We start from the raw sequence: 22,842 nt of genomic DNA, 5'->3' as shown, positions 1-22,842 counted from the left end.
CTCAGCCGCCGGAGCTGCCCTTGCCGCTGCCGAAGCCGCCGCGGTCGACGCCGCTGTGGCTGCCGCCGGAGCCGCCGGAACCCTTGCTCGGCTTGACGAAGGAGCCGCCGTCGACCCAGCCGCTCTTCTTCTTGCCGCCGTAGTACCAACTGCCGTTGACGGACACCTTGGTGGACTTGCAGTTCTTGTCGGCGACGACCCGGTAGCCCTTGGCGAGGTTGTAGCTGTCGCGGTCGACGCAGCGCTTGTCCGGCTCCGAGGAGCAGGCCGTGAGTGCGGCGGCGAGGAGTCCCATGCCGCCGAGCACGACGGTGCCCGAGCGCAGTTGACGACGTGTGTCCGCCATGTCCGTTCCCCCGTTGATTCGTTCGGTTCGACTTTGCTTCGTTTGTGCTTCTTCTTGGACGTTCGGCGATCAGAGTAGAGAGCACCGCAGGACGAGCGTGCGACGGCCCCCTGCGATGCGGGCTCCCCTACAGTCGCTTCGTGCTCTTTGGAATGGTGTGCGCGCTTGGTGCGTCGGTCTGCTTCGGAACCGCGACCGTGCTCCAGGCGATGGCGGCGCGCGCGGCGGCCGGCACCGGGCCGGGCGGGGAAGCGGCGCTGTTGCTGCGCGCGCTGCGGCAATGGCGCTATCTGGCCGGGCTCGCGCTCGACGGGGTCGGGTTCCTGCTCCAGATCGCCGCGCTCCGGTCGATTCCGATCTACACGGTGGGGGCGGCGCTCGCCGCGAGCCTCGCCGTGACGGCGGTCGTGGCCTCACGGCTGCTGCGGGTGCGACTGAGCCGGGTCGAGTGGGGCGCGGTGGGACTGGTGTGTGCGGGGCTCGCGATGCTGGGGCTGGCGTCGGGCACCGAGGGCGACCGCCCGGGGTCGGCGGCTCTGAAGTACGCGATGCTGGGCACGGCCGTCGGGGTGCTGCTGCTGGGCCTCGTGAGCGGGCGGCTGCCCGAGCGGGGGCGCCCGCTCGTCCTCGGCCTCGGCGCCGGCTTCGGCTTCGGTGTGGTCGAGGTGTCGGTGCGGCTCATCGACGACCTCGACCCGGGCGCGCTGCTGGCCAATCCGGCGACGTACGCACTGCTCATCGGCGGCGGCGCGGCGTTCCTGCTGCTCACCTCGGCCCTTCAGCGCGGCTCCGTGACGACCGCGACCGCCGGGCTGGTGATCGGGGAGACGATCGGGCCCGCCCTGGTGGGCGTGGCGTGGCTGGGCGACCGCACGCGGGAGGGGCTCGCCTGGCTGGCGGTCCTCGGCTTCGCGATCGCGGTGGCGGGCGCGCTGGCGCTGGCCCGCTTCGGCGAGGCCCCGGTGCAGGAATCGACGTAGCCGCTTCGGCTCCCTCGGCGGGCGGCGGGTCCGCTGCGTCGCGGCTCCGGTGCGAGCACGCCACCGCCGCTCCCGGCCAGCTCGGCAGCAGCGGTCCACGTCCGCCCGGCCCAGGTGCAGGCTCCGGGCCCCCCTCGGCGAGCCCTCGCTACAGAGAGCGCGACAGTCCCCTCGGCTCCGCGGCAACCGGAAACCCGGGCCGCCAGCCAGGGCCAGGAGCCCGGGCCGCGAGCCGAGGACCGGGAGCCCGGACCGCGAGCCGGGAAACGGGAGCCGGGACCGGGAGCCCGGGTCGCGAGCCGGGACCGGGAGCCGGGAGCCGGAAGCCCGGGCTGCGAGCCGGAGAACGGGAGCCGGGAGCCGGGACCGGGAGCCCGGGCCGCCAGCCGGAGAACGGGAAACGGGAGCCTGAGCCGGGAGCCGGAAGCCCGGGCTGCGAGCCGGAGAACGGGAGCCGGGAGCCGGGACCGGGAGCCCGGGCCGCGAGCCGGAGAACGGGGCCGGGAGCCGGAGCCGGGAAACGGGAGCCTGAGCCGGGAGCCAGGTCAGGGCAGCGCTCGGCACAGCGCGTCGAGCGCCCCCGACCACGCGTGGTCCGGCGGTGTCCCGTACCCCACCACCAGCGCGTCCTGCGGTTCCGTGGCCGCGTCGGGGTGGCGGTAGCGCGTCAGGCCGTGGACGGCCAGCCCCTGCCAGGCCGCCGCCCGGACCACCGACTGTTCGGTGCCCGCGGGAAGCCTGAGGACGGCGTGCAGGCCGGCCGCGATTCCGGTGGCGTGGACCGACGGAGCGCGATCGGCGAGGGCCGCGACCAGCGCGTCGCGGCGCCGCCGGTAGCGCAGCCGGGCCGCCCGGACGTGCCGGTCGTAGGCGCCGGAGGTGAGGAACTCCGCGAGGGTGAGCTGGTCCAGCGCCCCGGTCGACCAGCCCCCGCCGCCCTTGAGCGCGGTGACCTCGGGCGCGAGCGACGGCGGCAGGACCAGCCAGCCCAGACGCAGCGCGGGGGCCAGGGACTTGCTCGCGGTGCCCAGGTGGACGACGTGCTGGGGGTCCAGTCCCTGGAGCGCGCCGACGGGCTGGCGGTCGTAGCGGAACTCGCCGTCGTAGTCGTCCTCCAGGATCACGCCGCCGGTGCGGCGGGCCCAGTCCACGACGGCGGCACGGCGCTCGGGATGGAGCGGCACCCCCATGGGGAACTGGTGCGCGGGTGTGAGCAGGACGGCTCCGACCCCGGCCAGGTCGTCGGTGCGGGCGCCGAGTCCGTCGAGGGGCAGCGGGACGGTCCGCAGGCCCGAACGGTGCAGGAGGTTCCAGTGCAGATCGAGCCCGTAGGCCTCGACGGCCACGGAGCGCACGCCGCGCTGCCGCAGGACCGTGCCGAGCAGCGTCAGACCGTCGGCGAAGCCGGAGCAGATCACGATGCGCTCCGGATCGGCCCGCACTCCGCGGGCGCGGGAGAGGTAGCCGGACAGGGCGGTGCGCAGTTCGGGGCGGCCGCGCGGATCGCCGTAGCCGAGGGCCTCGTGCGGCGCGGCGGTCAGCGCCCGGCGGGCCGCCCTGAGCCACGCGGTGCGCGGGAAGGAGGCGAGGTCCGGGCTGCCGGGGACGAGGTCGTAGGCGGGGCGCCCCTGCTCGCGGCGGCGCGGCGCCGTCTCCGGGGCGGGCGGGACGACCGTCCGCTCGGCCACCCTGGTACCCGAGCCCTGGCGTGCGGTGAGCCAGCCCTCGGCGACGAGGTCGGCGTACGCGTCGGCGACCGTGTTGCGGGCGATGCCCAGGTCGACGGCGAGCGACCGGGAGGAGGGGAGCCGGGTGCCGGGCGCGAGCCGGCCGCTGCGGACGGCCTCGCGCAACGCGTCCGTCAGCCCTTTGCGCACCCCGGACCCGGTCGGCTCGACATGGAGGTCGAATCCCTCGGCCCCCAAAGTGGCCCGTGACTCTGCCATGGAAATGGACCATACTCCTGGGCTACTCCGCCCGTAGTGTCGGGACACATGACGACGCATGACGACACCACGACCACCGGCCGGACCACCGAATACGTTCCCGAGCACACCCCCCGCCTGGACTGGGCCAAGCTCGCCCCCGACGTGTACAAGGCGATGATCAAGCTCGACGCGGCGGCCCGGAAGGGTCTGGACCCCGTGATCCTGGAGCTGGTGAAGATCCGCGCCTCGCAGCTCAACCACTGCGCCTTCTGCCTGGACATGCACACCAAGGACGCGATCGCCGCGGGTGAGAGCGTCGAGCGGATCATCCAGCTCGGCGCGTGGGAGGAGTCGAAGCACTTCTACACGCAGAAGGAGGTCGCGGCGCTCGAACTGACCGAGGCGGTCACGGTCCTCACGGACGGTTTCGTGCCCGACGAGGTGTACGAGCAGGCCGCCAAGCACTTCGAGGAGGCCGAACTGGCCCAGCTGATCGCCGCGATCACGGTGATCAACGCCTGGAACCGGTTCGGCGTGACCTGCCGGCTGGTGGCCGGACACTACCGGGCCGGACAGTACAAGTGACGGGCTCGGACGGGAGCACCCGGACGAGCCACCTCGACGCCGAGGTGCGGACCGCGATGCAGGCGCTCAGCGCCGCCGCGAAGAAGGGCCTCGGGGACCCGGCGCTCGCGGAGATGGTCATGATCCGCGCCTCGCAGCTCAACCACTGCGCGTTCTGTCTCGACATGCATGTGAAACTCGCCCGCAAGCACGGGGTCGACGACGACCGCATCCAGCTCCTCAACGCCTGGGAGGAGGCCGAGGAGGCGTTCGGCGCACGCGAGCGGGCGGCGTTCGCCCTGACCGACGCCGTCACGGTCCTGACGGACGGATTCGTGCCGGACGAGGTCTACGAGCGCGCCGCCGAGCACTTCGACGAGGCGGGACTCGCGCATCTCATCGGCCTGATCACCGCCATCAACAGCTGGAACCGGCTGATGGTGACCCGGCGCATCGCACCGGGCGCCACCGCGTGGTGAGTCAGGGCACGGACAGGGCCGAGACGTTCCGGGCACTGCACCTGGGCCGCCCGCCGGGTGACCCGCTGGTGCTGCCGGGCCCCTGGGACGCGGCCAGTGCGCGGGTGTTCGTGGACGCCGGATTCCCTGCGCTCGCCACGCCCAGCGCCGGGGTCGCCGCCTCCCTCGGGTACGAGGACGGGTCGACGCCCGCCGAGGAGATGTTCGCGGCGGTCGCTCGGATCGTCCGCGCGGTCGACGTGCCCGTGTCCGCGGACGTCGAGGACGGCTACGGGCTCCCGCCCCAGGAACTGGTGGAGCGGCTCCTGGGGACGGGTGCGGTCGGCTGCAATCTGGAGGACTCGGCGGGAGGCGTCCTCAAGGACCCCGCCCGGCACGCCGACTGGCTGGCCGAGGTGCGGACCGCCGCCGGGGACCGGCTCTTCGTCAACGCCCGGGTCGACACGTTCGTGTGCGGGGACCCGGATCCGGAGCGGGCCATCGAGCGGGCCGCGCTGTACGTCGCCGCGGGCGCCGACTGCGTGTACCCCATCGGCGCTCCCGTCGACGTACTCCCCCAGCTGCGCGCCGGGATCGAGGGGCCCGTCAACGTGTTCGCCAGGACCGGCGACGCCCCGCTCGACGAGCAGCTCACGGAGCTCGGCGAACGGGGCGCCACCCGCGTCACGTTCGGGCCGGGACTGCAGCGCCGGACCGCTCAGGCCCTGGGGGAGATCGCCGCGGAACTCCGGCGGTAGGCAGGACCCCCACCGTCGGCGGGACGCCGGCGGTGGGCGGGACCCCCGCCGCCGACGGGACTCCGGCGGCGGGGGCTGCGGAAGCAGGCAGGGTCAGGGCAGCCACGCCCGCCACGTCGACTCGTGGCTGCCCACCCACTTCTTCGCCGCCTCCTCGGGCGTCAGCTTGTCGTTGGCGATCATCAGGGAGACCTCGTTCTGGTCCTCGGTCGTCCACTTGAACTTCTTCAGGAAGTCCGCCGCCTTGCCGCCGCTCTTCGCGAAGTCCGTGTTGAGGTACTTCTGGAGCGGGGTGTGCGGATAGGCGCAGGCGACCTTCGCGGCGTCGGCGTCGCAGCCCTCCTTGTAGGCGGGGAGCTTCACCTCCGTCATCGGGACCTTCTCGAAGAGCCACTGCGGGGAGTACCAGTAGGTGAGGAAGGGCTTCTTCTCCTTGGCGAACTGCTTGATCTGGGTGATCTGCGCCGCCTCGGAACCCGAGAACACCACCTGGTAGTTCAGCTTCAGGTTGTTCACCAGCGCCTTGTCGTTGGTGACGTAGGACGGGGAGCCGTCCAGGAGCTGGCCCTTGCCGCCGCTCTCGGCCGTACGCAACTGGTCGGCGTACTTGTCGAGGTTCTTCCAGTCGGTCACGTCCGGGTGCTGCTCGGCGAAGTACGTCGGGACGTACCAGCCGATGTGCCCGGTCACCCCGAGCTGTCCGCCCTTCGTGATCGTCTTCTTGTCGTCGACGTACCGCTTCTCCTGGTCGGGGTGGCCCCAGTCCTCCAGGATCGCGTCGACGCGGCCCTGGCTGAGCGCGTCCCAGGCGGGGACCTCGTCGACCTGGACGGTGTCGACGCGGTAGCCCATCTCGTGCTCCAGCAGGTACTGGGCGACGGCCACGTTGGCCTGCGCGCCCACCCAGGACTGCACGGACAGGGTGACCGTCTTCGTGCCCTGGGCGTTCGCGAACGGCGAGGCCTGCTTGGTCATGTCGGCGGCGCCGCAGCCGGTCAGCAGCAGGAGCGCCGATCCGCCCGCCACCGCGGCGGTGGTACGAAATCGCATGTCACGCTCCCTTCTTCGCGCGGCGTTCGGTGGGCTGGGTCACCCGGTCGAGCATCAGGCCGAGGCAGACGATCGCGGCGCCGGCGACCAGTCCGGTCGCCAGGTCGCCCTGCGCCAGACCGAAGACGACGTCGTAGCCGAGCGCTCCACCGCCGACGAGACCGCCGATGATGACCACGGCGAGGACGAGCACGACGCCCTGGTTGACGGCGAGCAGCAGGGCCGGCCGGGCCAGCGGAAGCTGGACCTGGCGCAGTTGCTGACCGCTGGTCGCGCCCATCGAGCGGGCCGACTCCAGTGCGGCGGGGTCCACCGCGCGCAGCCCCTGGGTGGTGATGCGGACCACGGCGGGCAGGGCGTAGACGACGGCCGCGGCGACGGCGGGCGCGCGGCCCACGCCGAACAGCGCCACCACCGGGATCAGGTAGACGAACTGCGGCATGGTCTGGAAGACGTCCAGCACGGGCCGCAGCAGCCGCTCGACGCGCTCGCTGCGCGCCGCCGCGATACCGGTGGCGAAGCCCAGCACCAGGGTCACCGCCACGGCCGCGAGGACCTGCGACAGCGTGTCCAGGGACGGCTTCCACACGCCCAGCACGCCGATCGCGGCCATGGCGAGGACGGCGGTGAGCGCGGTGCGCCAGGTGCCGATCAGCCAGGCCAGAGCGGCGACGATCAGCAGGACCGACCACCAGGGCAGCCACAGCAGGCCGTCCCGGAGCGGGTCGAGGACCCAGGTCGTGAAGTGGCCCGCCCAGTCGGCGGTGCCCCCGATGACGGGGACGCCGGAGTAGAGGTGGTTCGTCATCCAGTCGACGACCCGGTTCACGGGCTCGGCGATGCCCACCACCCACGATCCGGGCCAGTCGAGACGGCCGGCGAGGCGTCCGACGACCGCGACGGCCACGGCGGCGGCCGCGGCGTACGCCCAGGGCGCGAGGGCGCGTTCCGACTCGCCGAGCCGCTCCCCCGCGGCGGCCGTGACCCGGTCCAGGACGACGGCGAGCAGCACGATGGGGATGCCGGCGGCGAGCGCGGCGCCCACGTCGACGGAGGCGAGGGCCTGGTAGACGCGGTCACCGAGACCGCCCGCACCGATCACGGACGCGATGACGGCCATGGAAAGCGCCATCATGATCGTCTGGTTGAGGCCGAGCAGGAGCTCCTTGCGGGCCAGCGGGAGCCGGGCGGTGGTCAGCCGCTGCCGGGCGGTGGCGCCCAGCGAGGCGACGGCCTCCATCACGCCGGTGTCCGCGTCGCGCAGCCCGAGCGCGGTGAGGCGGGCCATGGGCGGGGCGGCGTAGACGACGGTGGCGAGCACGGCCGCGGGGACGCCGATGCCGAAGACCAGCACGACGGGGAGCAGGTAGGCGAAGGCGGGCAGGACCTGCATGGTGTCCAGGACGGGCCGCAGCGCGCGGTACGTGCGGTCGGACAGGCCCGCGGCCAGGCCGAGCAGTGCGCCCAGGACCACGGACGCGAGGACGGCGACCACCATGAGCGCCAGTGTCTGCATGGTGGGCACCCACATGCCGAGCACGCCGCAGGCGAGGAACGCCGCGGCCGTGCCGAGCGCCAGCCGTACACCGGCGGTCCGCCAGGCGACGAGTGCCGCCACGGCCGTCACGCCGGCCCAGCCGGCGGCGAGCAGCACGAGGTAGACGGCGCGCACGGCCAGGACGACGGCGTTGCTGACGTACCCGAAGAAGTACAGGAACAGCGGGTGGCTGTCGCGGTTGTCGATGATCCAGTCGCTGGTCCGGCCGAGCGGCCCGCCGAGGTCGACGGTGAGGGCGTGCGGCCAGGTGCCGCTGGCCCAGCGGGAGTCGAGGACGGGTACGACGACGGCCGCGGCGACGGCGAGCAGCAGGAGCTTGCCCACGGCCCGGTGTCTGAGCAGTCCGCCGATCCGGGAAGGGGCGAGCGGCGCGGTGACGGTGGCCATCAGACCACCTCCTTGTCCTGCTCCGTTCCGGCGGCGGCGCCGAGGTCGGACCCGCTTCCGGTGGCCGCGCCGAGGTCGGACCCGCTTCCGGCCGCGCTGTCCCGGCCGGAGCCGGACCCGGCGGCGTCGGCGCGACCGGACTCGGCCTGTACCGCGTCACCCGCACCGGACTGCGTCCCGGCGACGACACCGAGCAGGCGCTCGTGGTCGACGACGCCGAGACAGCGGCCGCCGTCCATGACCCGGGCGGGGGCGCCGGTCCGGGCCACCGCCTCGATCGCCTGGGACACGGTCGCGTCGGGCGCCAGGGCCGGACCGCTGCCCGTCTCGTGCGCGGACGCCGCCCGCATCGCGGTACGGACGGTCACGACCTGCTCGCGCGGGACGTCCCGGACGAACTCCCGTACGTAGTCGTCGGCGGGCGAGCCGACGATCTCCTCGGGGGTGCCGAGCTGGACGATCCTGCCGTCGCGCATCAGGGCGATCCGGTCGCCCAGGCGCAGGGCCTCGTTCAGGTCGTGGGTGATGAAGACCATCGTGCGGCCCTCCTCGCGGTGCAGCCGGACGACCTCCTCCTGCATGTCGCGCCGGATCAGCGGGTCGAGCGCGCTGAACGGCTCGTCGAACAGCAGGACCTCCGGGTCCACCGCGAGGGCGCGGGCCAGGCCGACGCGCTGCTGCTGACCGCCGGAGAGCTGGCCCGGCCTGCGCTGCTCCAGGCCCTCCAGGCCGACCTTGGTGACGATCTCCGCGGCCCTGGCGCGGCGCTCCTCCTTGCCGACGCCCTGGATCTCCAGGCCGTAGGCGACGTTGTCGAGGACCGTGCGGTGCGGCAGCAGACCGAAGTGCTGGAAGACCATCGCGGCGCGGTGGCGGCGGAGTTCACGCAGCCGGGTCCGGTCCATGGCGAGGACGTCCTCGCCGTCGATGGCGAGGCTGCCGGACGTCGGTTCGATGAGCCGCGTCAGACACCTGACCAGGGTGGACTTGCCGGAGCCGGACAGGCCCATGACGACGAAGACCTCGCCCTTGCGGACGTCGAAGCCGACGTCGCGGACGGCGGCCGTGCAGCCGGTGCGCGAGCGCAGCTCGGCGGGGGCGAGTGCGGCGAGTTCGGGGTCCGCGGGGACGCGCTCGGCCTTCGGGCCGAACACCTTCCACAGGTTGTGCACGGAGAAGACGGGCTCGACGGCCTTGTTCTCCTGGAGGGTTGCCGTACTCATCACTCACCACCACCGATCAGATCGACGCACTTCTCCCCGACCATGAGCACCCCGATCATCGGGTTCACGGCGGGCATGGTCGGGAAGACGGACGCGTCGGCGATCCGGATCCCGTCGAGGCCGCGGATGCGCAGCTCGGGGTCCACGACGGCGAGTTCGTCGGCCGGGTCACCCATGCGGCAGGTGCCCGCGGGGTGGTAGACGGTGTGCGCGACCTGGCGGGCGTAGGCGCTGAGCTCCTCGTCGTCCGTGATGCCGGGGCCGGGGCACACCTCCCGCTTGAGCCAGCCGGCCAGCGGCTCGGACTTGGCGATCTCGCGGGCGATCTTGATGCCGTCGACGAGGGTGCGCCCGTCGTAGTCGTCCTCGTCCGTGAAGTAGCGGAAGTCCAGGGCGGGCTTGACGGACGGGTCGGCGCTGGTGAGGTACAGCCGGCCGCGGCTGCGCGGCTTGGGGATGTTCGGGGTCATCGAGACGCCGTGCGCCGGGCGTTCGTAGCCCAGTCGCTCCGGGTTGTCCGTGAAGGGGACCTGGTAGAAGTGGAACATCAGGTCGGGTCCCTGGTGCTCCGGGTCCCGGCGGACGAACAGGCCCGCGTCGGAGTCCATCGCGGAGTTCTCGGGGATCGGGCCGTCGGTCTCCCACACGATGACCGACTCGGGGTGGTCGAGCAGGTTCTCGCCGACCCCGGGCAGGTCGTGCGCGACGGGTATGCCGAGCCGCTCCAGGTCCTCCTTCGGCCCGATGCCGGAGTGCATCAGCAGCCGCGGCGAGTCCACGGCGCCCGCGCACAGCACGACCTCGTTCCGCGCGCTCACGAGGATCTCCTCGCCGTCCTTGGTGCGCACGTGCACGCCGGTCGCGCGAGTCCCGTCCAGCTCCAGCCGGTACGCCCAGGTCTCCAGCAGGATCGTCAGATTGGGCCGCTGGTCCATGACGGGGTGCAGGTACGCCACGGACGCGCTCGACCGCTTGTTGTTCTCGGGGTGGTAGGCGAGGTCGAAGAAGCCGACGCCCTCGGTGAACGGCTTCTCGTTGAAGCCCTCGACGCGCGGCACTCCGAGCGCGGTCCGAGCGGCGTCGACGAAGTCGCGTGCGATGGCGTTCCGGTCCTTCTCGTCGACCGGGACGATGTTGTTGAGCAGACGCGCGTAGTACGCCTCCATCGGCACCGCGCCCCAGCCCTCGGCCCCCGACGCCTCCCACTCGTCCCAGTCGGACGGCAGCGGCTTGAACGCGATCAGCGTGTTGTGGGACGAGCAGCCGCCGAGCACCCGGGCGCGGCTGTGCCGGATGTGCGAGTTGCCGCGCGGCTGCGGGGTCGTCGGGTAGTCGTAGTCGAGTTCCCCGCCGAGCAGGCCCATCCAGCGGCGCAGGGTGAGGACGTCGTCGCGGTCCACGTCACTGGGACCGCCTTCGATGACGGCGACGGTGACGTCGGGGTTCTCGGTGAGGCGGGAGGCGATCACGGAGCCCGCCGTGCCGCCGCCGATGACGACGTAGTCGTACGTGTTCTCGTGCATGTGGTCGTGCTCCAGGGTGCGGGTGGTGGGGGTTGCGTCGGGGGCCGGACCGCGGCCGGTCCGGGCGGGGACCGGTGTCAGCCCGCGAACCAGCGGACCGGCTTGGGCGCCAGGTTCTGGTACACGTGCTTGGTCTCGCGGTACTCGGCGAGACCGGCCGGGCCGAGTTCGCGCCCCACACCGCTCTTTCCGAAACCGCCCCACTCCGCCTGTGGGAGGTAGGGGTGGAAGTCGTTGATCCAGACGGTGCCGTGCCGCAGCCGTCCGGCGACGCGCCGGGCGCGGCCCGCGTCGGCGGTCCAGACGGCGCCGGCGAGCCCGTACTCGGTGTCGTTGGCGAGGGCGACGGCCTCGTCCTCGGTGCGGAAGGTCTCCACCGTCAGGACGGGTCCGAACACCTCCTCGCGGACGACCTTCATGTCCCGGTGGCACTGGTCGAGGACGGTCGGCTCGTAGAAGTAGCCGGCGGCGGGCCGCACGTCGGACGGCTCGGGCCGCTTGCCGCCGGAGCGCAGCACCGCCCCCTCGGCGAGCGCGGAGGCGACGTACGCCTCCGTCTTCTCGCGCTGCTGCTCGGAGACGAGCGGGCCGCACTCGACGCCGTCCTCGGTGCCGCGGCCGAGCCTGATCCGGGCGGCCCGGCGGGCGAGTTCGGCCACGAACCGCTCGCGGACCGATTCCTCGACGATGAGCCGCGAACCGGCCGAGCAGACCTGGCCGCTGTGGATGAAGGCGGCGTTGAGGGCCTGATCGACCGCGGTGTCGAAACCCTCCTCGGTCGCGCAGGCGTCGGCGAAGACGACGTTCGGGTTCTTGCCGCCCAGCTCCAGGGCGACCTTCTTGACGCCCGCCGCGGCGGCCTGGCCCACCTTGGTCCCGCTGACGAGCCCGCCGGTGAAGGAGACGAGGTCGACGCCGGGGTGCTCGGCGAGGCGCGCGCCGACGCTCTGGCCGGGTCCGGTGACGATGTTGGCGACGCCGGCCGGGAGTCCGGCCTCGGCGAGCAGCCGGATCAGGGCGACGGTCGTCAGCGGGGTGATCTCGCTCGGCTTGACGACGAAGGTGTTCCCGGCGGCGAGCGCGGGGGCGATCTTCCAACTGGCCTGGAGCAGCGGGTAGTTCCAGGGGGTGATCATCGTGCACACGCCGACCGGCTCGTGCACGACGACGCTGTGGACCTCGTCGGTCCCGGCGTCCACGACCCGCCCGCCGCCCTCGCCCACGACGAGATCGGCGAAGTAGCGGAAGGCGTCGGCGACGCAGTCGATGTCGACGCGGCCCTCCTCGACGGTCTTGCCCGCGTCACGGCTCTCGAGCAGCCCGAGCTCCTCGCGGTCGCGCACCAGGAGGTCGGCGACGCGACGGAGCAGGGCGGCCCGGTCGGCGGTGGGGGTACGGGGCCAGGGGCCCTCGTCGAAGGCGCGGCGGGCCGCCTCGACGGCCGCGTCCGCATCCCGCTCGTCACCCTCCGCGACCACGGCGAACGGCTTGGCATCGGCGGGATCGAGGATCTCCCGGGTGGCGCGGGAGACGGCGTCGCGCCATTCGCCGCCCACGTGGATGGTCTGTTCTGCCTGCTGTCCGGCCATGATCGGTGTTGCCTTCCGTTCCTGTTCCATGCCCCCGGGTCACACGCATGTCGCCCTTGGGGACCGGGAGCACCTGCCCCCCGACCTGGGATGCATGCACAACCGGTCACCAAAAGTGCCCCGGGTCACTGAAAAGTCCCAGCAAATCGGGCCAGAACAGCTGAAATCCTCTACCGAGAGTGACCGGAAGCCAGGAGAGCGGCCCCGAGCGAGCCCGACACCCCGAGTACGGGTACCGGGCTCCGGACCCACCACACCCTGGACGCCGAACTTTCCTTTGACTAAAGTCAAAGGAATATGGAGCCCGTGTCAGCGAACCCGTCAGCGCCCCCGCCGGCCCATCACGTGCATGCGCTGCGCCGCTTCAACCGCTACTTCACCCGCCGCATCGGCGCGCTCGACGACCACTACCTCGGCCAGGACCGCCCGCTCGGCGAGGCCCGGCTGTTGTTCGAGATCGGCGGCGAGGGCGCCTCGCTGCGCGAGCTGAGGAGCCGACTCGGCCTGGACGCCGGGTACTTGAGCCGCATGGTGCGAGCCCTGGAGACACAGGGACTCGTCCGGGTGACGGTCCACCCGCACGACAACCGGTTGCGGGTCGCCGAACTCACCGCGGCCGGACGGACCGAGGTGACCGAGCAGAACCGGCTGGCCGACGAGCTGGCGGAGGGACTGCTCGCCGGACTCGGCGGTCGGCAGCGCGACGAGCTGACCGCCGCCCTCGGTGCCGCCCAGCGGCTCCTGCGGCTCGCCGCGATCACGGTCGTACGCGTCGACGGCGCCTCGCGCGACGCCCGCGACTGCCTCGCCGCCTACGCCGCCGACATCGACGCCCGCTTCCCCGAGGGCTTCGACCCCGCCGCCCTCGTCCGGCCCCACGAGGTGTCGGGGGACGCCGGCGCCTTCCTCGTCGCCTACGAGGAGGGACGGCCCGTGGCCTGCGGGGCACTGCGCCGGCTCGAACCGGGAGTGGGCGAGATCCGGCATGTGTGGGTGCACCCCGACGCCCGCCGCCTCGGCCTCGCGCGGCGCGTCTTGCGCGGCCTCGAGGAGCACGCCGGCGCACTCGGCTGCACCGTCGTCCGGCTCGACACGCACGCGGTGCTCACCGAGGCGCAGGCCATGTACCGGGCGTGCGGGTACACGGAGATCCCGCGGTACGACGACAACGTGTACGCGGCCCACTGGTTCGAGAAGCGGCTGCCCTCCGCGGCAAAGCCCTAGGAACCGTTCGCGCAGTCGGCGCCGGTGGGGCAGAAGGAGTTCACGGCCGTCGTCAGGTCACCGGTCATGTCGCCGCCCTCGGGGCCGCTCGCGTTGATCGCGTACAGCGTGCCGTCGGCGGCCCGGAAGCGGTGGTCGACGACGTGCGTGGGTCCGTTGTCCTTGCTGTCGTAACGGTAGGTGACCTCGATCCAGTCGGAGCCCGACTGCCGTCCCAGGAACTGATAGCCGTTCAGCTTCCCCCAGATCGTCTCGGCCTTGTCCATCGACTCGGCCAGGGAGTTCTCCTTGACCTCGAACAGCATCAGCCTGCGGTCACCACCGGGGGACGTGTACGTGACGACCTGCGCCAGCTTGCCCCGCTCCTCCTTGCGCGCCCACCCGTCCGGCACGTCCACCGTGTAGCCGACCGGGTCCACCGCCCGGCTGTACCCGGGCGCGGGTGCCGCGACGGTGGGCTGCGCCGAGTCGGCGAAGGTGTCGTCGCTGCCGGAGGCCTGCCCGGTCTCCTGCGGGGGCGCCGGCTGCGTGGCCGTGACGGTCACCGCCGGCGACGACGCGCCGGCGTCCGTACGGCCTCCCTTGTCGTCCCTGGTCAGCGCCCATACTCCGCCGCCCACCCCGCCCGCGAGGACGGCCACGGCCACGATCACCACGAGCAGCCGGCGCGAGTCCGCCCCGCCGGAGGGCGGGCGGCCTCGGCCGGGAGCCGGACCGGGCACGGGCGGCTGCGGAAACGGGTACGGCGCCTGCTGCGGCAGCTGAGGCGGCTGCTGCGGGAGCTGTGGCGGCGGGGGAGGAACCGCGGGCGGATACCCGTCCGGGCGCAGGGTCCCCGCCTGGGTCGGCGCGGACGCCCACCACTGCGCCTGCGCGTCCGGCGGCGCCCCCGCGGCACCGGATCCGCCCGCGGCGCCGCTCCCGTCGCGCACGCCGGTCCCGTCGTCGTCGATCCACCGCTGACGGTCCGCGTCCCACCGCTGTGTCATCTCGTCACCCCCGTTCTTTCCGGACCGCTGCCGCTAGCCCGCGAGCTGTGCGATCACCTGCACGACGGCGGCCGTCGAGGCCAGCCCCGCGACCGCCGCCGCGGCGGTCTCCAGCCGCATGCGCAGCCGTCCGAGCCGCGCCGGGTCCGCCCGGCCCGTGCGCTCGATCTCCCCCTGCACCACGGCGAGTTCGCCGTCGAGCCCGGCCGTGTCGTCCGTCGCGGTGAGCAGCCGCAGATGGTCCCGCAGGGTGCGCACCGCCTCCAGGAGCTCCGCCGCGGTCCCGTCGGCGGCGCTCGCGCGCGGCGCCTCGTGGTACTCGGCCCTGCCGTGGTCACCGAAGTTCACCGCGCTGCGGGTGATCCGTTCGACCCGTCCGTCCGTACCGTCGCCCATCACTGGTCCCCCTCCGTGTACGACGCTCCGCCACTGCCCATGGCGACCGCGCTCTTGCTGATCCGGCCCACCACGTTGCCGCCGCTCATCTGCCCGATGAACTGGCCGCCCGCGGCGACGTTGACGATGTTCTGCTCGAAGAGTCCCGTCTCGCAGCCGCTGCGCCGCAGAGCCTCACGGACCCCGCTCGCGATGCGGTCCTGGACGGTCTTGATGTAGCGGCTGACGTCCATCTCCTGGAAGAGGGACAGCCGATCGGTGCTGCCCATCTCCCGCACGGACACCAACGGCGCGTCCGGCGGGGCCTGTTCGGGCCGGGCCAGCCAGACGCGCAGGCACTGGACGAGCGTGAACAGCCCGGACAGTCCGGCCACCACGCCCGTCGCGGGGGCGGACAGCAGGGTCCGCACCACCTCACGGCGCGTTCCGCCGTCCCGGGCGGCCGCGATGGCGTCCACCCGCCGATACTCCTCGTCGACCGGCCCGAGGACGTGCGGCACGACCTCCAGGACGAGCATGCCGCCCTGGGTGTGCACGCGGACCAGTACCGACACCACGACCTGCTCGTCCCACGCGCCGATCCGGATGCGCAGGAAGTGGCGGCGGGCCTCGCCGCCCTCGTCCACCGCCCCGTCGAGGTGCGCCCGGGCGGACGACGGCTCGTACACGCCCTCGTACCGGCCCACGCCCGACGGCAGATAGACGAATTCCTCCACCTCCAGGTCCTTGAGCCGGTCCCGGCTGGTCCGCGCGGCGGAATCGCGCAGCGCCTCCAGCTTCGGCACGACCAGGTCGAGGATCTGCCGGTTCGTCAGCCTCACCGCGGTCCGCTGCCCGTTCGCCGACCCGTCGACGCGCTGGTCCGGCAGGAGTCCGTCCAGACTGTCCCCCGCTTTCCGGGCGGGGGTGATCTCCATGGCGAACGACCAGGGCTCGTACGGCTTTCCGGCGCCGACGAAGGGCCGGTACGCGTCGTAGAGCGCGACGCCGGCGTGCTGCTCCCAGGTGACGGCACGCGCGATACGCGTCTCGCGCTCGCTCCCCCTGGGCAGCGGGACCGAGGTGCGGGCGAAGGCGTCACGGGCGAGTTCGACGCCCATGACCTCGGCCACGCGGGCACGGTGCAGGCCGACCACGAAGGCCATCAGGAGCGGGAAGAGCAGCGCGAAGGGGTCGTCGGGAAGGCTGGCGAGCGCGTAGGTCCAGTAGCCGAGTTCCAGGAACCGCGCCACGAAGGTGAGCCCCCAGGCGGTCGCCCGCCGCGGCAGGTGGAGGCGTGCGGTCTCGTCCCGGCTCACGGCGTACATCGTGGTGCCCCAGCCGGAGGCGGCCCGCGCGAGCCAGAGGAGCACGCAGACCGACGCGTAGTACAGCACCGCGACGGAGCCGGACAGCATCGCGATGCCCCCGGGGTCCGCCACCGACGTCTCCACGGCGAGGAACGAGGCCCAGATCACGAGCAGCGCGACCCCCGTCGAGGCCTCCCGGCGGCGCGCCCGTAACGCGTGGGCGAGCACGGCGACGACGTCCACACCGAGGGACGGCGCCGCGGGGCGCTCCTCGTGCCCGACGAGTTCGTCGATCACCCTGGCCCGGAAGGCCGAATCCAGATGGGCCCCGGCGCACAGCAGCCGAGTGGCCTCGCTGTGCGCGTACCGTCGCCCGGATCCCGTCACTGGGACCACCCCCGCCGTGTTTCCCCCGGCCGCCCCCCGGTTCTCTGGGCGGCTCGCACGTCACGACGATAGTGAGGTCTGCCCCTGCTGCACCCTTCTTTATGGCGACAAAGCACGCATGTTCGATACGTACTTTCCCTACGCACGCGTCGGCCCCCGCCCGGTATCGCTTCCCGGGCGGGGGCCGACGCAGGTGCGGGTGGCTCAGATGAGGCCGAGGGCGCGAACGGCCTCGCGCTCCTCCTCCAGCTCCTTCACCGACGCGTCGATGCGGGCGCGGGAGAACTCGTTGATGTCCAGGCCCTGGACGATCTCGTACTGGCCGTCCTTGGTGGTGACGGGGAAGGAGGAGATGAGACCCTCCGGCACACCGTAGGAACCGTCCGACGGGATGCCCATCGAGGTCCAGTTGCCGTCCGCGGTGCCGTTGACCCACGTGTACACGTGGTCGATGGCGGCGTTGGCGGCCGAGGCGGCGGAGGACGCGCCACGGGCCTCGATGATCGCGGCACCGCGCTTGGCGACGGTCGGGATGAAGTCCTCGGCCAGCCACTTCTCGTCGCCCACGACCTCGGCGGCGTTCTTGCCGGCGACCGTGGCGTGGAAGATGTCGGGGTACTGGGTGGCGGAGTGGTTGCCCCAGATGGTCAGACGCTTGATGTCGGCGACCGTGCTGCCCGTCTTCTTCGCGAGCTGGGTCAGCGCGCGGTTGTGGTCCAGGCGGGTCATGGCCGTGAAGCGCTCGGCCGGTACGTCCGGGGCGGCGGCCTGCGCGATGAGCGCGTTGGTGTTCGCCGGGTTGCCGACGACCAGGATCTTGACGTCGTCCGCGGCGTGGTCGTTGATGGCCTTGCCCTGCGGCTTGAAGATGCCGCCGTTGGCCTCCAGGAGGTCACCGCGCTCCATGCCCTTGGTACGCGGGCGGGCGCCGACGAGCAGACCGACGTTGGTGCCGTCGAAGGCGACGTTCGGGTCGTCCGTGATGTCGATGCCCTGAAGGAGCGGGAAGGCGCAGTCGTCGAGCTCCATGGCGGTGCCCTCGGCGGCCTTCAGCGCCGGCGTGATCTCCAGGAGGCGCAGCTTGACCGGCACGTCCGCGCCGAGCAGCTGGCCGGAGGCGATGCGGAAGAGCAGGGCGTAACCGATCTGGCCGGCCGCGCCGGTGACGGTGACGTTCACGGGAGTGCGGGTCATGGCGTTCTCCGTATGACAGCTGGCGGTGGGGCGTCCCTGCCCCGGGTGCAGGATCGTCCCTGGCAACCGCCGCAATGATCGATCAAAGGTTCCGATGATCGATCTCTCGGCGTCAAGAGAGATCCGCCCGTCAGGCTATCGCGCCTCCAGCACCCCGGACGTCCGGGTTCGTGTGGCCCAGCCCACAGACCGCCCGAGCGGTGGCGGCCGCCGGTCCGGGAGAGGGGGCGCGGCGGCCGCCACCGGGGTCACCGGGGCGGTGTCCGGGAGGGTTGCCCCTCCCGGACGACGCCGGATCCCGTGGGGTACGGAACGCCTGCCCCGATCCCTCCGGACCATGCGCCCCGCGTTCCCGCGCCCTCTGTACGTCCCCGGCCCCGATCGGCCTGAACGGCCTCGTCCTCAAACGCCGGACGGGCTGAGGGGGGCGTCCTCTGCTCCCGGGCGGGACGGGCCGGGGGCCCACCGGAACTCGTAAGGCACCCGGACCTGACCCAGATCGGCCTGGACGGCCTCGTCCTCAAACGCCGGACGGGCTGGAGGGTGGCTCCCTGCCCTCAAGGCGGGGCGGGACAGGAGCCAGCGCCGGACGGGACGGGAGCCGACGTCGAAAGGCGCAGGAGCTGCCGCCGGACGGGACAGTAACTGCCGCGGGGCGGGACGGGACGGGAGCTGCCGCCGGACAGCACGGGGCTAGCGCCGGATGGGAGCTGCCGCCGGACGGGCCGTGGCTACCAGGCCCCCTGGCCCCACTCGCACCCGTATCCGGACCCGCACGCGTATCCGCACCCCACTCGCACCCGCGCCCGTATCCGCACCCCACTCACACCCGCAGTCGCCCTTTCACGGAAGGGGCCGTGCCGGTGCATCACATGCCCGTTGCGGACGGCGCCACCAACCCACCGCACTGACTCGCCGGACCACACAAGGGCTGCAACGGGCGGATCACCGGCACGGACCCGACCCACCCACCGGACCGAAGGCGACCGAACCACCCACCGGCGGAACGCGCACGGCCCCGACCCACCCACCGGACCGGCGGCAACCCACCCACCGGACAGACAGCGAAACGCCCCCGCGACAACCGCTACTTCGTGCAGCCCTTCTGCCCGGACTTCAGCGTCGCGCACGCCGTCGCGTCGCCCGCGTCCTTCACCGCCACCATCGGCGTGTAGGCGTCCGTGTCCGCCTGGACCGCCCCGGTCTGCTTCGCCGCGCTGCCCGAGGACACGTCCACCTGGTCACCGGCCGCGGCCTGGGTGATGCGGGCCCAGGCAGCACCGCAGGTCTTGCTGTAGCGCACCTCGACGAGCGCCGTACCGACCGTCGCGCTGGACGTCGTCCTGGCCAGTTCGCCGCCGCAGCCCATGTTCTCCGGGTCCTTGCCGGTGCACTCGGCCCCGCTGCACTTGACCCCGGCCGGCAGATCGGGATTGGCGGCCGCGGAGGTCGCGGGCGACTTCGGCGTACCGCCCGCCTCCTTCTTGTCGTCCCCATTGGTGAGGAACACGGCCACAGCGACCACCACGAGCGCCCCCACGACCCCCGCGAGGAACATCGTCAGCCGCCGCTTCCGCCGCGCCGCGTCCGCCGCCGCACGGCGCGCTCCTGGGGGCCGCGCGTCCTGAGGCCCGCCCGGCCCCTCGCCCGGCCCCGCCGGTCCACCGGGCCGGGCCGGTCCGGCCGACGCGGAGGGCCCGTACCGCCCCACCGGATCCGACGGCGAGGGAACGACTCCCCAACTGCCGCCCCGCGCACCACTCCCGTACGAGGACGACTCGCCCGCGTCCGGCCCGGTCGGCTGCACCGGCACGGAGGACACAGAAGACCCCGACGAGCCGGACGATCCCGACGGCCCGGACGACGGCGCCGTGGGCGACACCCCCGCAGGCCCGGCGACCCCGGGCGTCACGGTCGTACTGCCGCCCTTGCGCGTGGCCTGCCGCCCGCTGCCCCCCTTGCCCGGAGCCGCCCCCGGCCCCGGCCCCGGCCCGAACTCACCGAGCGCGGCACGCGCCTGGGAGATCCGGATCGCCTCCATGGTCATGTCGTGGCGCATCTCCGAGCGGCTCCACGCACGCTCGGCCAGCTCCCACATGGTCGTCAGATGGACGGGATTCGTCCCGGTCACCTCGGCGAGCGCGACGATCGCGCCCTTGGGCGCGAGAAGCCGTCCGTTGAGGTATCGCTCCCAGGACGTCTTGCTGTAGCCCGTGCGGTCGGCCACAGCGGCGACGCTCAGACCGCTCCGGTCCACAAGCCGGCGCAGCTGACTGGCGAACTCCTTGACCTGCGGATCGAGTTCATCCGGCAAGGCCCTCCAACGAGGCATTGCTTCCCCCCTCTTCCCCCCGTACATGCACGACTGTTCCCCCTGCGCACGGCGCCTCCGCCGAGTCCCCGTTCTGGCTACCCACAGGGATGCGCACGGTCAGGATCTCAGTTCCCGGGATGGGGGCGCACGGGAGCATCGAACCGGGGCATGCACCGTTGCACGCCCGCCGGACCGCGGTCCAGTGTCCCACCGGCATCTTGTACGACCGGCCGAACCCCCTGCCCCCATCAGGACGCCCCAACCGCCCGGATTGCCCACGTTATCCCGGCTGTTGCCGTGGATCAGTGCACATCCTCCAACTTGTCAAGACATCGACACAACGGGAACACAAGAGCGACCTCAGGGACCACGGAAGCACTCGGCTCCCCCGGCAGCGACGGCACCACCGCGGACGGCGGGACGGAGCAGGAGCGTCGGGACGGAGCAGGAACGGCGAGCCGGGAGCGAGAACCGGACGGCACCCGCCGCCCGGCCGCGGTTCCCGGAGCTCAACGCGGACTCCGTACCGGAATGGTCACTTCCGTGCCACAGCGAACTGCCAGGTGTTGAAGAGCCTGTCGGCGGTGCACAAGGGTTGACCCAGGGCGGAACACCCGCCCGGCCGCGGCCCGTCCTTACTCGGGGGAGAGGACGGGCCGCTCTCGTACCCACCCCGCCCCAGGCGCTGCGGTACCCACGCGCCGCCACCACGGCCCCGGGCGGTGCCGTACCCGCGTGCCCCGCCCCGACTCCACCCGGAACGGCACCACCCCGCCGCACTCGGCCCCGAGGCGCGACCAGCTCAGCCCCGAGGCGTGACCAGCCCGGTCTCATAGGCGACGACGACCGCCTGCGCCCTGCTGTCCAGGTCGAGTTTGGTCATCGTGCGGTTGAGATGGGTCTTGACGGTCGCCTCGCTGATGTAGAGGCGGTCGGCGATCTCCAGGTTGGACAGACCGCCCGCGATGAGCTTCAGGACCTCCACCTCGCGCGAGGTCAGCGCGGCCAGGTCCGGCGGCGGCGCGGCATCCGGGGCGGCCCCCGCCTGCCGGGCGAACGCCTCGACCAGGCGCCGGGTGACGCTGGGCGCGAAGAGCGTGTCACCCCCGCCGACGGCGGCCACCGCGGCGAGCAGCCGCTCGGGCCCGGAGTCCTTGAGCAGGAACCCCGAGGCGCCGGCCCGCAGCGCCCCGTACACGTACTCGTCGAGGTCGAAGGTGGTGAGGACGAGGATGCGCGGGGCGGGCTCGGCCGCCTCGGCCAGGATGCGTTCGGTGGCGCGGATGCCGTTCGTGCCGGGCATCCGGATGTCCATCAGGACCACGTCGGGCCGCGTCTCGGCGGCGAGCCGGACCGCGTCGTCGCCGTCTTCGGCCTCCCCGACGACCTCGACGCCGGGCGCCGCGTTCAGCAGCCCCACGAGCCCGGCCCGGATGAGGTACTGGTCGTCGACGACGAGCACTGTGGTCATGCCGTGGTCTCGTCCCCCCGCCGTTCGGTCCGCGCGGAGGCGGGCAGGGTCAGCCGCACGGCGAAACCACCCTCGCTCTGCGGGCCGATGCTGATCGTCCCGCCGTAGAGCTTGGCCCGCTCCCGCATGCCAATCAAGCCGTGCCCGCCGGCTCGGGCCACTCTGTCCGGAATCACCTCCTCTCCGTCGTTCGTGACGGCGACGGTCATCTGGTGCTCCTGGTAGTGGAGTTCGACGGACGCGGTGGCATGCCGGGCGTGCTTCAGGATGTTGGTGAGGGCCTCCTGGACGACGCGGTAGGCGCAGAGTTCGACGCCGGGGGCGAGCGGGCGCGGGGCGCCCCGGACGTGCAGCTCGACGGGTACGCCCCCGGCGCGCACCCGCTCGACGAGGTCACCGAGACGTGCCAGTCCGGGCATGGGCGCGGCCGGGCTCCCGTCGCGTTCCTTGAGGTCCTCCTCGCGCAACACCTGGAGCATGCGGCGCAGTTCGTCGAGGGCCTCACCGCTGGTGTCCGCGATGGTGCCGAGCGCGGTGCGGGCGGTGGCCGGGTCGGAGTCGAAGACGAACCGGGCGAGGCCGGCCTGCACCGATATCACCGACATGTGGTGGGCGACGACGTCGTGCAGTTCGCGGGCCATGCGGCCGCGTTCCGCGGCGACTTCGCGGCGCGCCCGCTCGGCCTGCTCAACGCGCAGCCGACGGGTGAGTTCGGCGGAGCGCCGGGCCAGGAAGCCGAAACGCCACAGCACGGCGGAGAACAGCAGGGCCTGTGCGACGACGGAGGCCATGGCGTCGCTGTCGCTGACCAGTCCGGCGTAGACCCACATGGTGACGAGCAGCCCGGCGCAGAGGGCGGTGGTACGGGCCTGCCGCACCGACGCCACGGTGTAGAGGGCGAGCATCGGGCCGAAGGTGCACACGACGGGCCAGTAGCCCAAGGTGACGTAGCCGAAGGTCACCGCCTCGACCGTGCCGAAGACGACGAGGGGTGCCCGGCCGCGGAAGGCGACGGGCAGATGCGCGAGGACGACCAGCGCGTAGGCCGGCCTGTCGAGCGCCGGCCAGCCCTGCTTCGCCGACTCCTGTCCGAGCAGCACGGCCACGCAGACCATGGCGAGCGCGATCAGCGTGTCGACGGCGAACGGGCGGGGCGGCCGGAAGCGCATCGGCGCAGCGTAGCGCCGCTTCCCCGGCCCCGGCGTCAACCTTTC

General features: G+C 72.8%; 19 protein-coding genes. 5 read left to right on the top strand and 14 right to left on the bottom strand.

From position 1 onward, the window contains the following. Position 1 precedes the first annotated feature (1 nt). Complete coding sequence (locus BKI49_RS23015; protein ID WP_095936158.1) at positions 2-346, bottom strand: hypothetical protein; 345 nt, start codon at positions 344-346, stop codon at positions 2-4. A 152-nt stretch (positions 347-498) separates the two neighbouring features. On the opposite strand from BKI49_RS23015, the gene BKI49_RS23010 reads away from it, so the two are divergent. Beyond that, positions 499-1,326, top strand: a complete 828-nt coding sequence (locus BKI49_RS23010) for a DMT family protein (RefSeq protein WP_095936157.1) — start codon at positions 499-501, stop codon at positions 1,324-1,326. Between the two features lie 545 nt (positions 1,327-1,871). On the opposite strand, the gene pdxR is transcribed toward BKI49_RS23010, so the two are convergent. After that, on the bottom strand, positions 1,872-3,272 hold the full coding sequence (gene pdxR, locus BKI49_RS23005; protein ID WP_095936156.1) for a MocR-like pyridoxine biosynthesis transcription factor PdxR: 1,401 nt from the start codon (positions 3,270-3,272) through the stop codon (positions 1,872-1,874). 48 nt (positions 3,273-3,320) lie between these two features. On the opposite strand from pdxR, the gene BKI49_RS23000 reads away from it, so the two are divergent. Genes BKI49_RS23000 through BKI49_RS22990 form a run of 3 tightly spaced genes read left to right on the top strand, consistent with a single transcriptional unit; the run spans position 3,321 to position 5,034 of the window. Next, positions 3,321-3,839 carry a carboxymuconolactone decarboxylase family protein gene (locus BKI49_RS23000; protein ID WP_095936312.1) on the top strand — a complete coding sequence of 173 codons (519 nt, stop codon included), beginning with the start codon at positions 3,321-3,323 and terminating at the stop codon, positions 3,837-3,839. Between the two features lie 56 nt (positions 3,840-3,895). Further along, positions 3,896-4,297 carry a carboxymuconolactone decarboxylase family protein gene (locus tag BKI49_RS22995; RefSeq protein ID WP_095936311.1) on the top strand — a complete coding sequence of 134 codons (402 nt, stop codon included), beginning with the start codon at positions 3,896-3,898 and terminating at the stop codon, positions 4,295-4,297. Beyond that, positions 4,294-5,034 carry an isocitrate lyase/PEP mutase family protein gene (locus tag BKI49_RS22990; protein ID WP_095936310.1) on the top strand — a complete coding sequence of 247 codons (741 nt, stop codon included), beginning with the start codon at positions 4,294-4,296 and terminating at the stop codon, positions 5,032-5,034. Before BKI49_RS22995 ends, BKI49_RS22990 begins: the two co-directional genes overlap by 4 nt. Positions 5,035-5,127: 93 nt before the next feature. On the opposite strand, the gene BKI49_RS22985 is transcribed toward BKI49_RS22990, so the two are convergent. From BKI49_RS22985 to BKI49_RS22965, 5 genes are all read right to left on the bottom strand, one after another. Beyond that, the gene (locus BKI49_RS22985; RefSeq protein ID WP_095936155.1) at positions 5,128-6,084 is read right to left on the bottom strand and encodes an ABC transporter substrate-binding protein; all 957 of its coding nucleotides are present in this window, start codon (positions 6,082-6,084) and stop codon (positions 5,128-5,130) included. A gap of 1 nt (position 6,085) precedes the next feature. Then, positions 6,086-8,029 carry an ABC transporter permease gene (locus tag BKI49_RS22980; protein WP_095936154.1) on the bottom strand — a complete coding sequence of 648 codons (1,944 nt, stop codon included), beginning with the start codon at positions 8,027-8,029 and terminating at the stop codon, positions 6,086-6,088. Beyond that, positions 8,029-9,252, bottom strand: a complete 1,224-nt coding sequence (locus BKI49_RS22975; protein WP_095936153.1) for a quaternary amine ABC transporter ATP-binding protein — start codon at positions 9,250-9,252, stop codon at positions 8,029-8,031. The genes BKI49_RS22980 and BKI49_RS22975 overlap by 1 nt, the downstream gene beginning before the upstream one ends. Further along, positions 9,252-10,775 (bottom strand): GMC family oxidoreductase, encoded by a 1,524-nt coding sequence (locus BKI49_RS22970; RefSeq protein WP_095936152.1) that lies wholly within the window; start codon positions 10,773-10,775, stop codon positions 9,252-9,254. Before BKI49_RS22970 ends, BKI49_RS22975 begins: the two co-directional genes overlap by 1 nt. 77 nt (positions 10,776-10,852) lie before the next feature. Further along, entirely contained in the window at positions 10,853-12,364 is a 1,512-nt protein-coding gene (locus BKI49_RS22965) for an aldehyde dehydrogenase family protein (RefSeq protein ID WP_095936151.1), read from the bottom strand. Positions 12,365-12,661: 297 nt separating this feature from the next. Between BKI49_RS22965 and BKI49_RS22960 the strand changes: the two genes are divergently transcribed. Continuing rightward, positions 12,662-13,588: a bifunctional helix-turn-helix transcriptional regulator/GNAT family N-acetyltransferase gene (locus BKI49_RS22960; RefSeq protein WP_095936150.1), complete on the top strand. Its 927-nt coding sequence runs from the start codon at positions 12,662-12,664 to the stop codon at positions 13,586-13,588. On the opposite strand, the gene BKI49_RS22955 is transcribed toward BKI49_RS22960, so the two are convergent. The 7 genes from BKI49_RS22955 to BKI49_RS22925 all read right to left on the bottom strand — a co-directional run bounded on the left by BKI49_RS22955 (position 13,585) and on the right by BKI49_RS22925 (position 22,797). Continuing rightward, positions 13,585-14,577 carry a hypothetical protein gene (locus BKI49_RS22955; RefSeq protein WP_257004914.1) on the bottom strand — a complete coding sequence of 331 codons (993 nt, stop codon included), beginning with the start codon at positions 14,575-14,577 and terminating at the stop codon, positions 13,585-13,587. The two genes, BKI49_RS22960 and BKI49_RS22955, sit on opposite strands and share 4 nt — an antisense overlap. A 33-nt stretch (positions 14,578-14,610) precedes the next feature. Then, complete coding sequence (locus BKI49_RS22950; protein WP_095936149.1) at positions 14,611-14,973, bottom strand: hypothetical protein; 363 nt, start codon at positions 14,971-14,973, stop codon at positions 14,611-14,613. Beyond that, the gene (locus BKI49_RS22945; protein ID WP_095936148.1) at positions 14,973-16,649 is read right to left on the bottom strand and encodes a hypothetical protein; all 1,677 of its coding nucleotides are present in this window, start codon (positions 16,647-16,649) and stop codon (positions 14,973-14,975) included. Before BKI49_RS22945 ends, BKI49_RS22950 begins: the two co-directional genes overlap by 1 nt. 204 nt (positions 16,650-16,853) lie before the next feature. Then, entirely contained in the window at positions 16,854-17,843 is a 990-nt protein-coding gene (locus BKI49_RS22940) for a malate dehydrogenase (protein WP_095936147.1), read from the bottom strand. Positions 17,844-18,930: 1,087 nt separating this feature from the next. Next, positions 18,931-20,175: a helix-turn-helix domain-containing protein gene (locus BKI49_RS22935; RefSeq protein ID WP_095936146.1), complete on the bottom strand. Its 1,245-nt coding sequence runs from the start codon at positions 20,173-20,175 to the stop codon at positions 18,931-18,933. Between the two features lie 784 nt (positions 20,176-20,959). Beyond that, complete coding sequence (locus tag BKI49_RS22930; protein ID WP_095936145.1) at positions 20,960-21,628, bottom strand: response regulator transcription factor; 669 nt, start codon at positions 21,626-21,628, stop codon at positions 20,960-20,962. Beyond that, the gene (locus BKI49_RS22925) at positions 21,625-22,797 is read right to left on the bottom strand and encodes a sensor histidine kinase (protein WP_095936144.1); all 1,173 of its coding nucleotides are present in this window, start codon (positions 22,795-22,797) and stop codon (positions 21,625-21,627) included. Before BKI49_RS22925 ends, BKI49_RS22930 begins: the two co-directional genes overlap by 4 nt. Positions 22,798-22,842: the final 45 nt, after the last annotated feature.

The sequence above is a fragment of the Streptomyces sp. Tue6028 genome (assembly GCF_002300165.1).
In the GTDB taxonomy this organism is placed as follows: domain Bacteria; phylum Actinomycetota; class Actinomycetes; order Streptomycetales; family Streptomycetaceae; genus Streptomyces; species Streptomyces siamensis.
This window is presented reverse-complemented; position numbering and strand designations above follow the sequence as displayed.